This is a genomic window from Actinoallomurus oryzae, assembly GCF_039541955.1.
Lineage (GTDB): Bacteria > Actinomycetota > Actinomycetes > Streptosporangiales > Streptosporangiaceae > Actinoallomurus > Actinoallomurus oryzae.
In genome coordinates, this window is the sequence record NZ_BAABHF010000009.1 from 587,242 (window position 1) to 600,300 (window position 13,059).

The 13,059-nt window shown below is 68.4% G+C and carries 12 protein-coding genes, 1 tRNA gene and 2 pseudogenes; 11 read left to right on the forward strand and 4 right to left on the reverse strand.

All coding sequences use genetic code 11. From position 1 onward, the window contains the following. Window position 1 precedes the first annotated feature (1 nt). The 7 genes and pseudogenes from ABEA10_RS04570 to ABEA10_RS04595 all read left to right on the forward strand — a co-directional run bounded on the left by ABEA10_RS04570 (window position 2) and on the right by ABEA10_RS04595 (window position 6,557). A complete protein-coding gene (locus ABEA10_RS04570) occupies window positions 2-781 on the forward strand; it encodes an ABC transporter ATP-binding protein (protein WP_345457870.1) in 780 nt (259 codons plus the stop codon). After that, complete coding sequence (locus ABEA10_RS04575) at window positions 781-3,030, forward strand: ABC transporter permease (protein ID WP_345457873.1); 2,250 nt, start codon at window positions 781-783, stop codon at window positions 3,028-3,030. The genes ABEA10_RS04570 and ABEA10_RS04575 overlap by 1 nt, the downstream gene beginning before the upstream one ends. A 215-nt stretch (window positions 3,031-3,245) precedes the next feature. Continuing rightward, a complete protein-coding gene (locus ABEA10_RS04580; protein ID WP_345457876.1) occupies window positions 3,246-3,716 on the forward strand; it encodes a hypothetical protein in 471 nt (156 codons plus the stop codon). Between the two features lie 320 nt (window positions 3,717-4,036). Further along, window positions 4,037-4,186 (forward strand): annotated as a pseudogene (locus ABEA10_RS04585) (tyrosine-type recombinase/integrase); the annotation flags it as partial. Between the two features lie 413 nt (window positions 4,187-4,599). Beyond that, a complete protein-coding gene (locus ABEA10_RS04590; RefSeq protein WP_345457879.1) occupies window positions 4,600-5,106 on the forward strand; it encodes a hypothetical protein in 507 nt (168 codons plus the stop codon). A 361-nt stretch (window positions 5,107-5,467) separates the two neighbouring features. Beyond that, window positions 5,468-5,689: pseudogene (locus ABEA10_RS51005) on the forward strand (helix-turn-helix domain-containing protein); the annotation flags it as partial. 19 nt (window positions 5,690-5,708) lie between these two features. Next, complete coding sequence (locus tag ABEA10_RS04595) at window positions 5,709-6,557, forward strand: integrase core domain-containing protein (protein WP_345457882.1); 849 nt, start codon at window positions 5,709-5,711, stop codon at window positions 6,555-6,557. Between the two features lie 37 nt (window positions 6,558-6,594). Here the strand turns inward: ABEA10_RS04595 and ABEA10_RS04600 are convergent. Then, window positions 6,595-6,667 (reverse strand) — tRNA-Arg (locus ABEA10_RS04600). A 254-nt stretch (window positions 6,668-6,921) separates the two neighbouring features. Here ABEA10_RS04600 and ABEA10_RS04605 point away from each other — a divergent pair. Beyond that, the gene (locus tag ABEA10_RS04605) at window positions 6,922-8,055 is read left to right on the forward strand and encodes a glycerophosphodiester phosphodiesterase (RefSeq protein ID WP_345457884.1); all 1,134 of its coding nucleotides are present in this window, start codon (window positions 6,922-6,924) and stop codon (window positions 8,053-8,055) included. A gap of 229 nt (window positions 8,056-8,284) precedes the next feature. Beyond that, the gene (locus ABEA10_RS04610; protein WP_345457887.1) at window positions 8,285-9,484 is read left to right on the forward strand and encodes a sigma factor; all 1,200 of its coding nucleotides are present in this window, start codon (window positions 8,285-8,287) and stop codon (window positions 9,482-9,484) included. On the opposite strand, the gene ABEA10_RS04615 is transcribed toward ABEA10_RS04610, so the two are convergent. Beyond that, the gene (locus tag ABEA10_RS04615) at window positions 9,485-10,252 is read right to left on the reverse strand and encodes a hypothetical protein (RefSeq protein ID WP_345457890.1); all 768 of its coding nucleotides are present in this window, start codon (window positions 10,250-10,252) and stop codon (window positions 9,485-9,487) included. It abuts the gene before it with no gap. Between the two features lie 107 nt (window positions 10,253-10,359). Then, window positions 10,360-10,557 (reverse strand): hypothetical protein, encoded by a 198-nt coding sequence (locus ABEA10_RS04620; protein WP_329249471.1) that lies wholly within the window; start codon window positions 10,555-10,557, stop codon window positions 10,360-10,362. A gap of 274 nt (window positions 10,558-10,831) precedes the next feature. Between ABEA10_RS04620 and ABEA10_RS04625 the strand changes: the two genes are divergently transcribed. Further along, window positions 10,832-11,632, forward strand: a complete 801-nt coding sequence (locus tag ABEA10_RS04625) for a GntR family transcriptional regulator (protein ID WP_345457895.1) — start codon at window positions 10,832-10,834, stop codon at window positions 11,630-11,632. 57 nt (window positions 11,633-11,689) lie between these two features. On the opposite strand, the gene ABEA10_RS04630 is transcribed toward ABEA10_RS04625, so the two are convergent. Next, complete coding sequence (locus ABEA10_RS04630; RefSeq protein ID WP_345457898.1) at window positions 11,690-12,295, reverse strand: hypothetical protein; 606 nt, start codon at window positions 12,293-12,295, stop codon at window positions 11,690-11,692. A 186-nt stretch (window positions 12,296-12,481) separates the two neighbouring features. Between ABEA10_RS04630 and ABEA10_RS04635 the strand changes: the two genes are divergently transcribed. Next, entirely contained in the window at window positions 12,482-12,994 is a 513-nt protein-coding gene (locus ABEA10_RS04635; RefSeq protein ID WP_345457901.1) for an NUDIX domain-containing protein, read from the forward strand. Window positions 12,995-13,059: the final 65 nt, after the last annotated feature.

A 13,059-nucleotide genomic window follows, 5' to 3' on the forward strand; every position in this document is an offset into this window, starting at 1 on the left:
GTTGAACAACACCGGGGCGGCCGACGCGGTTCGGCTGACAGATGTCCGCAAGGTCTACGGCAGACGCGAGAACCAGGTGGTGGCGCTCGATGGCGTCACGACGCAGTTCGGGCGAGGGACCTTCACCGCGATCATGGGACCGTCCGGCTCCGGCAAGAGCACGTTGCTGCAGTGCGCGGCCGGGCTCGATCAACCGACGTCGGGATCTGTTCGTCTGGAGGATCGCGAGATCGGCGAGATGAACGAGACCGAACTGACCCAGCTGCGGCGTGACCGGATCGGCTTCGTGTTCCAGGCGTTCAACCTTCTGCCTGTGCTGACGGTGCGCCAGAACGTCACGTTGCCGCTGCGGCTCGCGGGGCTGAGGCCGGACCGGCGCAAGGTCGCCACGGTGCTGGACCGGGTCGGACTGGGGCAGCGGCACCATCACCGTCCGGCCGAACTCTCCGGCGGACAGCAGCAACGCGTTGCCATCGCGCGGGCGTTGATCAGCGATCCCGCCGTCATCTTCGCCGACGAGCCCACCGGAGCGCTCGACACCAGGACCGCACGAGATGTGCTCGCGCTGTTGCAGGACTCGGTGCGCTCATCCGAACAGACGATCGTGATGGTGACGCACGACCCGGTCGCGGCCTCGTACGCCGATCGCGTCCTGTTCCTCGCCGACGGCCGCCTGGCCGGCGAGCTCCACGCACCGACTGCCGAGTCGGTCGCCGAGCGGATGACCCATCTGGGTGCCTTCGTCGACGAATTCTCCGCGCCGGGGAAGGGGCGGATCTGATGCTGCAGCTCGCCCTGCGCACACTCTGGTTCCGTGCGAGTGTCTTCGTCGCATCGCTGCTGGTGATGCTCTCCGCGGCTGCCATCATGATGGCCTGCGGCGGCCTCATCGAGACCGGGATCCGCACCGCCGTCCCACCACAGCAACTCACGTCCGCGGACATCGTCGTCGCCGGCGATCAGGAGTACCACGACTCGGGCGGCGACCCCGACGAACCGCCGATCCTGCCCGAGCGCGTACGCATCGACGCCCGACTGGAGCAGACAATCGCCGGGCTCGACGGCGTCCGCACGACGAAGAGCTACGTCTTCGAGGGCAAAGCCCCGCCCGGCACGGTCGACGCGATCGGGGTCGAGGCGAAGCCGGGCCAGGACGTGGCGCAGCTGCGTGAGCGGATCGACGCCGTTGTGGGCGACCGGACGATCACGCTCGTCGGCGACGAGCGTGGACGAGCCGAACTGCGCGAGGCCCAGGCGAGCGGTGTCACTGTGATGGCGCTCGCCGGAGTCTTCACCGCGTTCGCGCTTCTCGTGTCGGTCTTCGGCGTGGCCTCTATGCTCGGCCTCTCGATCGCGCAGCGCCAGCGAGACATGGCGCTCCTGCGAGCCGTCGGCGCGACACCGCGCCAGGTGCGCCGCCTGATTTTCCGCGAGACGCTGATGCTGTCCGTGGTCGCCACGGCCGTCGCGTACGTCCCGGGTCACCTGCTGGGCCGGTTCCTCTTCGACCAGTTGGCCGACCGGGGGATCGCCGCCCACGGCGTCGCGTTCCATCAGGGGTGGATTCCGACCGTGGCAGCGACGGCGGTCGCGATCGTGGCCGCGCTGGCCGGTGCGCTGCTCGCCGGCAGACGGGCGGCGCGGATCAAGCCAACGCAGGCCCTGGCCGAGGTCGGCGTCGAGGGCCGGTACGCGGGTGCTGGACGGATGATCCTGGGAGTGGTGCTCCTGGCTGGTGCCTTCGCGCTGACGATGGTGACGATCGTCGTGATGAGTGGCCCCCTGACGCCGGCGACAGGCGCACCGGCCGTGATCCTCCTGGGTCTCGGGTTCGCGCTTCTGGCGCCCGGGCTGACCAAGATCACCACGTTCGTCCTCCAGTGGCCCGTCCATGCGCTCGCCGGCGTGATCGGGCAGCTTGCCATCCTCAACGCGCGGGGTCGCAGCAGCCGGATGGCGGCAGTGATGGCGCCGGTCATCTTGCTGACCACGGTGTCGGTCGGGATGTTGTACCTCCAGACGACGAACGACAAGGCCGACCGGCGGGCGTTCGCCGACAACCTGGTCGCGGATGCCGTCCTGACCATCCCCGGCGGCGTCAGTCCCGATCTGGTCCATCAGATCAACGACCTGCCGGGCGTCGCCGGCGCCTCGGAGTACGTGAACAGCCTCGGGTTCATCGAGAAGCCGCAGGACCGTTCGCCGATGAACGAGGGCTGGACCCTCCAGGGCGTCACGGCCGAAGGAGCAGGCGCGACCACGCCGGTGAAGATCACCGGGGGTGCCTTCGCCGACCTGCGCGGCGACACGATCGCGATCGAGAGAGCCCACGCCCACCAGCTCGGTGTCGACGTCGGTGACCCGATCACGCTACGTATGGGTGACAACACGGCACTCGACGTACGGGTGGCCGCCCTGTTCTCCGCCCCGGACGGCTACGACACGCTCCTGCTGCCGGCCGACACCTTGGCCGCCCACACCACGGAGGGAGTCGCGACGCGCATCCTGGTGAAGGCGAACAACGACACCTCGACCACGCAGCTGGCCGAGCAACTGGACGGCGCCGCGGCCGCGGCAGGCGCGACGGTGGGGGGTCGCGACGTCCTGCTCAAGGAGTACGACGACGAGAAGCGCACCGCGAACTTCGCGATCTACATCATGGTGTTGATGATCGCCGGGTATGCGGCCATCACCGTGATCAACACCCTGGCCTCGAGTGTGACCGCACGACGGCGTGAGTTCGGTCTGCAACGACTGGCCGGTTCGACCCGTACCCAGGTCATGCAGATGGTCGGGTTGGAGGGCGCGCTCGTGGCGCTCAGCGGTGTGGCCATCGGCTCCGCGGCGGCAGCCGTGATCTTGGTGCCGGTCAGCCTCAAACGCCTCGACTCGGTGATGCCTGCGGGCGGTCCGTGGACCTTCATCGCGCTGGCGATCTTCACACTGCTGCTGACCCTCGGCGCTGTTCTGCTCCCCGCTTGGCGCGCGACGCACGGGCGCCCCGCTGAGGCCGCGCTGGCGGTCGAGTGACCGTGGACACGAGGACCCCTCTCAATCCCCAGACCTCCATGATCCAGGGCACTCAGGGCGTCCACACCTCGGCGGGAGGCCCCTAGGTGAGGTAGGACGGTCGCTGTTAGCCGTATGCAGCCGTGTGCCACCGTTCGCGGGCCATACGCGGGTCAGATCTAGCGCGGTCTGGGCCCAAGCCGGGCTGAAGATCGTAACTAATCTAATCTGATTTCGTGATCGGCGTCCTGATCCTCAGTATCGTCCCGGGCATCATCCTGCTGTTTCTGCTCGCTGTGGGGCTCGTCAACCTCGTTACAGGGATACGTGACCGCAAGCCCCGTGACGCCTTCCGCGGCGTGTTCGTCATGCTCGTCACTGTCGGACTCGGCTGGGCAATATCCTTTGTCATCTTGAGTTCCCCTGAAAGAGACACCACCGAGGTTGACCGCGCCCACGCGATAAAATGCACCGCCAAAATCCTCGGGGAGCGGGACGCGCGTTCCCGGGTCAACGGCGATGAAATCTACCGCTTCCATGTGCGGGTGCAGATTCCCGGCAGAGCCCCATACGAGACCGACAGTATGGCCACGGTGTCGGCACTGGTCGCCGGAGGCATCGGCGCGGGCCGGACCGGATACGCATGCCGGGCCGATCGTGACCACCCCAAGAAGGTGCAGATCCTTTGGGGCCACCCAATGCCCTGAGCGCCGGGAGCCCACGGCGTTCCAACGCCATGACATCACCCGCCGAGTTCATCCCCTCTGCCTTCGTCCCACCAAGCTCACCATCGTCGACCTGGACAAGCTGTGGAAGGCAAAACGGGAGGCCGGCTACAGCGCTAATAGCGTCCGGATCATGCGGACCGTGTTGCGGAAGGCGCTCCCCGAAACGAAGATCGCCGCCGGTCCGCTCTGGCAAGATCACGGCCTGATCTTCACCAGCGAGGTCGGCACGCCGATGGACCCGGACAACTTCTCGCACACCTTCTCCAAGCTCTGCCAGAAGCCCGGGCTCGGACACTGGCACCCCCCACGAACTACGCCACTCCGGCGCCTCGCTGATGCTCGCCCAGAGCACGCCGCTGCACGTGGTCTCCGAGATCCTCGGCCACGCCAGCATCACCATCACGCGAGCGGCGGCGACATCCATGAGCCGGGCTCTGTTCGGGTCGTGACCCCGGTGGCTCCCGGCGTGGCTCCCACGACCCACGAAAAAGGCCCCTCGCACGATTGCGAGGGGCCTTTGACCTGGGCGCAGCCGGAGGGATTCGAACCCCCAACCTTCTGATCCGTAGCCGACGGTGGCGTACGCCTGATGCGCCACGATCATGGAGGAACCAGCAACATCGCGCCCACATCCTGCCGGGCCCGGTCGAACCCTGATGCTGATCGGCGTGGTCTTATCGGACCAGCATGTGTCCCTGGGCTTGGACCGCCGGCCTAAGCAAGTCTGGAAATATATGCGCTTGTGGGGTACTGGGGAACATTTATCGCAGCGCACAGCAGTCGGCCGTTCGTGGAACTCGCCGCGGTGCGGGCGTCGGTCGACCGGTCGGCCTGGCACGGTGCTGGCTCGGACGGTTGGCAGGTGGCACAGATCTACCGGGGACCGGAGGGGTGGGATTCGACATCGCTGCCCGCCGATTGGGAGCGGATGCTCGTCGCGGTGATGGAGCAGACCGGCAATCCCGTGCTGGCAGCAGTGGTGATGGACAGTGACGGCGCCCAGTTGATCGGCTACAGCCCTAAAGCAGGCCGGTGGGGTGGCTGGCTGATGCTGGACCGCATCATCGGGCACATCATCCCTGAGGCGTGGCCGTACGTCTATGAGGACGAGAACGGCGAGATCCAACTGGACGAGGGCGAGGACTACCAGCGCCGGTTCCGCGCGGCCCAGGAGCGAATGCACGAGGTGGGCCCGCCCGCCGCGCTCGCGGCACCGCTCGCAGTGCAGTGGGCGACCGAAGCGGGGTTCACGCCGACCGTCGCCGCCGTACAGGCCGTGTTGGATGGCAGGGAGGCCTTCGCCGAGGACCTGTTCTTCCAGCTGCTTGAGGCTCTCGGGCTACCCTCGTTCACCCGCACCGAATCCTGATCACCTGCGCTGAAGGGACCTTTGCCCCTGTCCGCGGTCGACCGAATGAACGATTGAACGCAGCGACAAGCGGCCCCTGGTCACGAGGTGGTCGCGACGGGCGGGTCGACCACTGCAGCCGCTATCAGCGGCTCCATTGTCGTCAAAAAGGGCCTACTCCGTGATCGGAGTAGGCCCTTGACCTGCGCAGCCGGAGGTGTGCTCGCTCAGGACATAGGAAACGCATGTCTCAAGACATAGGAAACACCTGGGCGGCAGAGTCTGGCGGTGTCGAAAGCCAGACTTGTGATCACCGCGGTGGTCGTTGAGGGCCGTTCTCAAGCCGAGGTCGCTCGCGCCTACGGGGTGTCGAAGGGGTGGGGTGTCGAAGCTGGTCGCCCGGTACCGGGCCGAGGGCGAGACAGCGTTCGAGCCGCGGTCACGGCGCCCGCATACCTCACCGGCCGCGATCGACGCCGGGACGGTGGAGCTGATCATCCGGATCCGCAAAGAACTGTCCGAACAAGGCTTAGACGCCGGGCCCGAAACGATCGCCTGGCACCTGCAACACCACCACCAGCGGAAAGTGTCCCGGGCCACGATCAGCCGCTACCTGACCCGTCATGGCCTCATCACCCCCGCCCCCAAGAAGCGGCCACGCTCGTCTTACATCCGCTTCCAAGCCGAACTGCCGAACGAAACCTGGCAGGGGCGACTTCACCCACTACCGCCTGGCCGATGGCACCGACACCGAGATCCTCACCTGGCTGGACGACCACTCCCGCTACGCCCTGCACGTCAGCGCCTGGTCCCGCGTCACCGGCCCTATCGTGCGCGACACCTTCCGCCATGCCATACGCACCCACGGCGTCCCCGCCTCCACCCTCACCGACAACGGCATGGTCTTCACCACCCGCCTGGCCGGCGGCAAAGGCGGCCGCAACGCCCTGGAACACGAACTCCGCCGCTTACACATCCGCCAAAAGAACTCCACCCCAAACCACCCCACCACCTGCGGGAAAGTCGAACGCTTCCAGCAGACGATGAAGAAATGGCTACGGGCCCAGCCTGATCAGCCGGCAACCGTGGCCCAGCTACAGGCCCTCATCGACCGCTTCACCGCCGCCTACAACCACCAGCGCCCGCACCGGTCGTTGCCGCACCGAGCCACGCCCGCCACCGTCTACAACACCCTGCCCAAAGCGCTGCCCGCCACCAGCCGCCAGGCCGACACCCACACCCGGGTCCGCCACGACCGCATCGACGACTCCGGCGTCGTCACCCTGCGCACGGGCGGCCGGCTCCACCACATCGGCATCGGGCGAACCCACGCCCGAACCCACGTCATCATGCTCATCGACGATCTCCACGTCCGCGTCATCAACGCCACCACCGGCGAACTCCTCCGCGAACTGACCATCGACCCCACCCGCGACTACCAACCCCAAAGAAAAAACCCTCCGACCCCGTAGGTTCGGAGGGTTTCCGATGTCCTGAGACATCACACTGCGCAGCCGGAGGGATTCGAACCCCCAACCTTCTGATCCGTAGTCAGATGCTCTATCCGTTGAGCTACGGCTGCTGGCTGCTCGACGAGTGTACCGGCACTCCACGGCGACACGCGAATCGATACCCGGCCGCGTCCTCCGCCTCGGTTTTATCCACAGAGGCACCCTCCCCTGTGGACAACTTCCCGCCCCCTCCGCACGCGCCATTGATCAGCGGCGGGCGTGTACGTGGCTGGCCGGTTTCGGACCCTCTTCCCTTAAAGATCAGGTCTCCCATTCGTCACGCGGCCGTCGTAGCCTCCGCTCGTTCCGACTCAGGAGGTCGCTCATGTCACTGTCTCGACGCTTGCTGGCCGGTGGGCTGGCCCTCGTCACCGCGGGGTCCGCGTACGCCGCGTTCGCCGGTTCCAGCGGGGCTTCCTCGGCGTCAGCGCAGAAGAGCACGCCCAGCACGCTCAGCAGGCAGAAGCCCATTGTGATCGCACACCGCGGTGCCAGTGAGTACCGGCCCGAGGAGTCCAGGAGTGCCTACCAGCTCGCCATCGAGATGGGCGCCGACTACATCGAGCCGGACGTCGTGACCACCAAGGATCACGTCCTGGTCGCGCGGCACGACAACTGGCTGAACGACACCACGGACGTGGCCAAGCATCCGGAGTTCGCGAGTCTCAAGAAGACCAAGACGATCGACGGCGTCCAGCACACCGACTGGTTCACCGAGGATTTCACCTTCGCCCAGCTGGAGACGCTGCGGCTCAAGGAGCGGCTGCCGGATCTGCGTGCGGGCAGCAGCGCGTTCGACGGGGTCGACAAGATCGCCAGCCTCGATGAGGTCCTGCAGATCGCCAAGGATCACCACGTCGGCGTCTACCCCGAGACGAAGCATCCCACCTACTTCCGCGGGATCGGGCTGCCGCTGGAGGACGAGCTGCTCAAGGAACTCGCCAAGTACGGTTTCAAGGGCCGGAACGACAAGGTGTTCATCCAGTCCTTCGAGACCTCGAACCTGCGGGCGCTCAGCAAGAAGACCAGCATCCGGCTGATCCAGCTCATCGACACCCAGGGCGCGCCGTACGACTTCGTCGCGAACCACGACCCGCGGACGTACGACGACCTGGTCAAGCCGGCCGGGCTGAAGGACATCGCGACCTACGCGTACGGCATCGGGCCGGGGCTCTCGCGGATCATTCCTGTCGATTCCGGCAACCACGCGCTGCCGCCCACGACGCTGGTCCGTGACGCCCACCGCGCCGGTCTCGCCGTGCACCCGTGGACGGTGCGGCCGGAGAACTCCTTCCTGCCCGTGGAGTACCAGCAGGGCGACTCCGGCTCGCCGAACTACGCGCGCGCCGAGGGCGACGCCTCGCGATACCTCGCCGACTTCTACCGGCTCGGCGTGGACGGGATCTTCTCCGACGACTCCGCCCTGGCCGTCTCGACGAGGGCCCGCGTTTTCGGCTGATCAACGAAGGGTGGGCCGCCCGACCGTCACCGTACGGCGAAGGTTCTATAACGGCCATGGCCGACGATGCCCCGTGCGCGTCCCGTACGGGGCATCGTCGTTTACGGCCACCCGAAGGTCGGCGCCTCGAACATCGGCGCCGAAGGGCAAGTTGCACTATTTGCGCTTTTTACGGTGAGCTTGCTTTCTTCCCTTAGGGTTTAGGCAACCTGAATCGTGGAGCACGTACATGGCAAGGTGGTCCCGCTTCGCCCCCGACGCCGATCGTCGTCTCGTCAAGGGACTGCACGACGGGGACGACGATGTGATCGCCACGCTCTACGACGTGTACGCCGAGCGCCTGTACGACTACTGCATGGCACTCCTGGACGACCGGCGTGCCGCCGCCGACGTCGTCCACGACACCTTCATCGACGCCGCGCGCCGTGCGCCTCGGCTGCGTGATCGGGAGCGGCTGCGTCCCTGGCTGTACGCGGCGGCGCGGCGGCGCTGCATGCAACGCAAGCTCCAGCTCGAACCCGCCGATGACGATCCTCTCGGCAGCCTGGACTTCCTCCACCGCGAGGCGCTGTTCCTCGCGCTGCGGCACGACCTGACCGGCGACGACCTCGCCATGACGGTCGGCGTCTCGCTCCGCCGCTCGGACGCGCGGCTGAACCGTGCGCAGCAGCGGGTGCCCGACGCCGAGGAGTTCCTGCTCGCCGCGCCCGCGCCCGTGGTGCCCGCGGCCCTACGGCACCGGGTCCAGCACACCGGGACCGATCCCGAGCTGGCCGGATACCGCGCCGAGATCGCCGCGCGTGGCGGGGCGCTGACGCCGGAGGGCATGCCGCGCCAGCCGGACGCGCCCTCGCACCTCGCGCGCCGGTGGGCGTTCACCAGCGTGGGACTGTTCACCACGCTGGCCGCGGCGTTCGTCGCGCTCCTGGTGATGAACCCCAACCTGCCGGTGCCCGACATCCAGTGGCCCGGCGGCAAGCCGCACACCGCCCGGTCGCCCGAGCCTCATCCGCACCGGTCGGCGCAGGCCGGCGCCCCGGGCGCCGGCGACGACCAGCGGCCGACCACCGCCCCGCAGTCGATGAACTCCCGCACGCCGACGCCCACGTCCTCGCCGTCGCCGCCGGGGGGCAGGGGCGGCACCCTGGTGGTCGACCCCGCCTCGATCCGCTTCCGCAACCACGACACGATGGCCTCCCTGGTGCTCAGCGCCCGGGGTGGCCCGGTCAGCTGGAGCGCCGCGGCCTCCTCGCCCCAGGTCACGCTCGCCCAGGCCGGCGGGACCATCAAGGATCACGGCCGGGTGGAGATCGAGGTGACGCTCAACCGGGGGCTGATCACCCTGCCGGGCACGGCCACCATCACGGTGAGCGGCGGTGCGGGCCAGGTGGTGCCCGTGTCGATCGCCTGGGACATCTCCGTCCTGTGATCAGGCGCCCGCCGCGGCGGGGCCCACCATGTGCGGCCAGGCGTTCAGCGCCGGGCGGACCGCTCCGGGCGGGAAGTGCACCCACGCGCGTGCCTCGGTCTCCTTCACCGACACGCTGATCGCGTGGTAGAGGTCCGGGTCGATCAGTCCCGGCCCGTGCCGGATCACGTCGTCGTACAGCCGGTCGGAGACCACGCAGCCGAGCTCGCGGCCCGTGGCGGCGAAGGCGGTCTTGAACGTGGGCGCCTCCAGCAGCCGGAACGCGTGCACCAGCGTCTGCCCGGCCACACCGTACGCGTCGAAGTGGACGTGGCCGGCGTGCAGTGCCATCCGCAGCCGGATCTGCGCGGGTTCGCTGGAGAGCTTGTTGTGGCGGCGCAGCCCCGCGCGTACACGCTCGGTCAGTGGGGAGATGAGGGACTCGGTGGCGACCAGCGCGGGCACGACGACGAGGACGCCGTCGCCCCGGTCCTCCCGGTGACATTCCCGCCACGGCACGCCGGCGTCCTCGAACGACTCCTCAAGGATGCGGTACAGCCCGGCTCGTACGTAGAGCTGCACGTCGTCGTCGCGGCGCCGGTCGCCGAAGCCGGCGATGTCGAACGCCACGACCGCGCACTGCAGAGCTCCCTTCGCGGCGTACGGGCGCGGGCGCAGCACCCGGGCGGACAGGCGGCCCATCGCCCTTCCCACACCCGCCGCGGCGGCGACACGGGCGTACGAGGCGGGCCGGACGAGTCCGGACGAGCGGGCGCAGGGGGTTTCCATCGAGATCGGTCCTCCTCTCGGCGAGCGGACGTCACGCTCCGCACCGGGTAACGGCCTGCCCCTCACGACGGAGGCGTGAGGGGCAGGAGAGACGGGTCCGGAAAGGCCTAGACGGCGTTCCGGTCCAGGGGGGTGTCCTGGGGCTGCGGTCGCCGGACGTAGACGCCGGCCCACCGCCGGGCACGTGCCGAACGCTCATCCGGGGCGTAGGGGGTCAGCGGGTCGCGGCCGCTGGATCTGACGAAGCCCCAGAGGAGGTTCACGGCGGCGCCGAAGACGGCGACCGCGACGACGAGCAGGACCATACTTACCGAATCGAACCAGTGCACGAGCTTTCCCTCTCGCTCGCACCGCACAGAACGTGCGGTTTTGCCATCCGCCCCCGGACAGGCCCGCGGAATGACCGGGGCCGGTGGCGATCTGGCGACTCTGCCGTATCGCCCTCACAACGTGATCATATTGGTAGGATGGAATCATCCCAACCATTCCATCGATACCCCCAAACGGAATCATTAACCCTGTTTGACCGAGTTGATCCGTCTGGCCAATATTGGGTGGTCGGGCGTTCGAGGAGTGATGATGGCAGGGTCAAAGTGGCGTGCGATCGCCGACGACCTGGTCAAGAAGATCGACAGCGGTGAGATCCCCCGCGGCTCGCAGCTCCCGACCGAGCTCGAGCTCCAGGCCGAGTACGACGCCTCGCGCAACACGGTGCGCGACGCGATCAAGTGGCTGACCCAGCGGCAGCTCGTCGTCGCCCAGCCGGGCCGCGGCACGTTCGTCTCCCGGAAGATCACTCCGTTCGCCGTCGAGCTGTCCCCGCGGCACGGCTTCGGGAGCGCCGACGACGAGGGCGGCGCGTACGTCGCGAGCGCCCGCGTCCAGAACCGCCGGCCGAGCACCTCGGACCCGCGCGTGGAGATCCGCAAGGCCACCGGCCTCGTCGCCCGCCAGCTCCAGCTCACCGAGGGCGCGCGGGTGGTCAGCCGGTACCAGGAGCGCTTCATCGACGACGCCCCGTGGTCGCTGCAGACGTCCTTCTACCCCATGGAGTTCGTCAACCGGGGCGCCGAACGCCTCGTCGACGCCGTCGACGTCGGCGAGGGCGTGGCCAAGTACCTCGAGGGCGCGCTGCAACTCACGCAGGCGGGCTACCAGGACCTCATCGCCGCACGCCCTCCCGGCCGGCAGGAGTCGGTGTTCTTCGGCCTGCCGGACAACGTGAGCGTCAGCCTGATCGAACTCTCCCGCACCGTGTACGCCACCACCGGCGAGCCGATGCGATTCACCGTCACGGTCTACCCGGCCGACCGCAACCAGCTCTACTACAACCTCGGCGACGTGCCGGAGCCTCATCTCGACGTCCCCGGCCCCGCGTAGCCCCGGTCACCACTCGCTCCGCCCGGCGGAAGATGCTCGCCGCCGCGAAATGCCGGGTCAGAGCCATGCGGCGGGATTCGGGAGGACGGACGGCCGGTCGCCGGCGTGGCCGAGTTCCCGGATCGGGCCCCAGGGCTCGGTGAGGCTCTTGAACCAGTTGTTCGGCAGAGCGCGAAGGTACGTCGCCGCGGGGAGCCGGAGCGCGCCGTACGCGCGCAGAATCTTGATCGTGTTGCCGAGGCAGTTGTTGAAGACGAGTAGGTAGCCCGCGTTCTTGCTCGCGGCGACGGCGATCGTGGCCGCGACCACGTTCGCGACGGCGGTCGCCTGGCACCGGCACTTGTCGTAGGGCTTGGCCCAGGGCGTGATCGCGGCGACGTAGGGGTCGGCGGTCGGGTCGCCGAAGGTCCGCAGCATCTGGTCGCGGGTTCCGGTCATGACCCAGGTGCCGTTCTCCCTGCCCTTGAGGATCCAGGCCTTGCCGCGCCCGCCGTTGTCGCCCTTGCCCGTGGGCACGGATTCGGTGGCGCCGAACATGTAGGTGTCGTCCTCGGGCAGCTTGACGGCCCATCCGGTGTGACCGAGCCCGCCGGCGCCGGTGGTCCGGGCGAACACCCACGCCTCGCCCGGCCCCTGGCCGCCGTTACCGGTCGCGGGAGGCACAGGTGGGGGGCACGGTCACTCCTTCGGCCAGGACCGGGCGTCTTCGGTCGGCTTCTTCTCGGACTCTTGAAACCGGCGGTCGTGCACTCCGGAACCTTGCCGGTGAGATCGATGATCGTCAATCCGGCGGCGGCCGGTCCGGCCGGTTGGCGGATGCGCAGCGGCGGCGCCCGGTAGCCTCGCCGGATGAGTTCTGGCAGATCAGGAGTGTTGCCGCCGGATCAGTACGTCGCGTCCCTGGCGCGTAAGCGCATGGCCGCGGGCTCGCTGTTCCGCGACGCGGCCGGACGGGTGCTGCTGGTGGAGCCGACGTACAAGCCGACCTGGGACCTGCCGGGCGGCGTGGTCGAGCAGGAGGAGTCGCCGACGGCGGCGTGCCGTCGCGAGGTGCTGGAAGAACTCGGACTGGACCGCCCGGTCGGACGGGTGCTGGCGGTCGACTGGGTGCCGTCGCGGCCGGAGCGCCCCGAGGGGATGATGTTCGTCTACGACGGTGGCGTGCTGACCGCGGCCGACATCGCGAGGATCCGCCTGCAGGCCGACGAACTCGCCTCGTACGCCTTCGTCGACGCCGGTCGTGTGCCCGAGCTGGCGAGTGCTCCGCTGGCCCGCCGGATCGCGGCGTGCCTGGGGGCGGTCGCCGCCGGAACGGCGATCTCACTGGAGGACGGCCGGCCGGCCGGAGAACGCCACCCGTAACACCGACGCGAGGCCGCACGAGATAACGTGCGCCACCGGCGTCAGATATCGCAAATCCCCTAAAA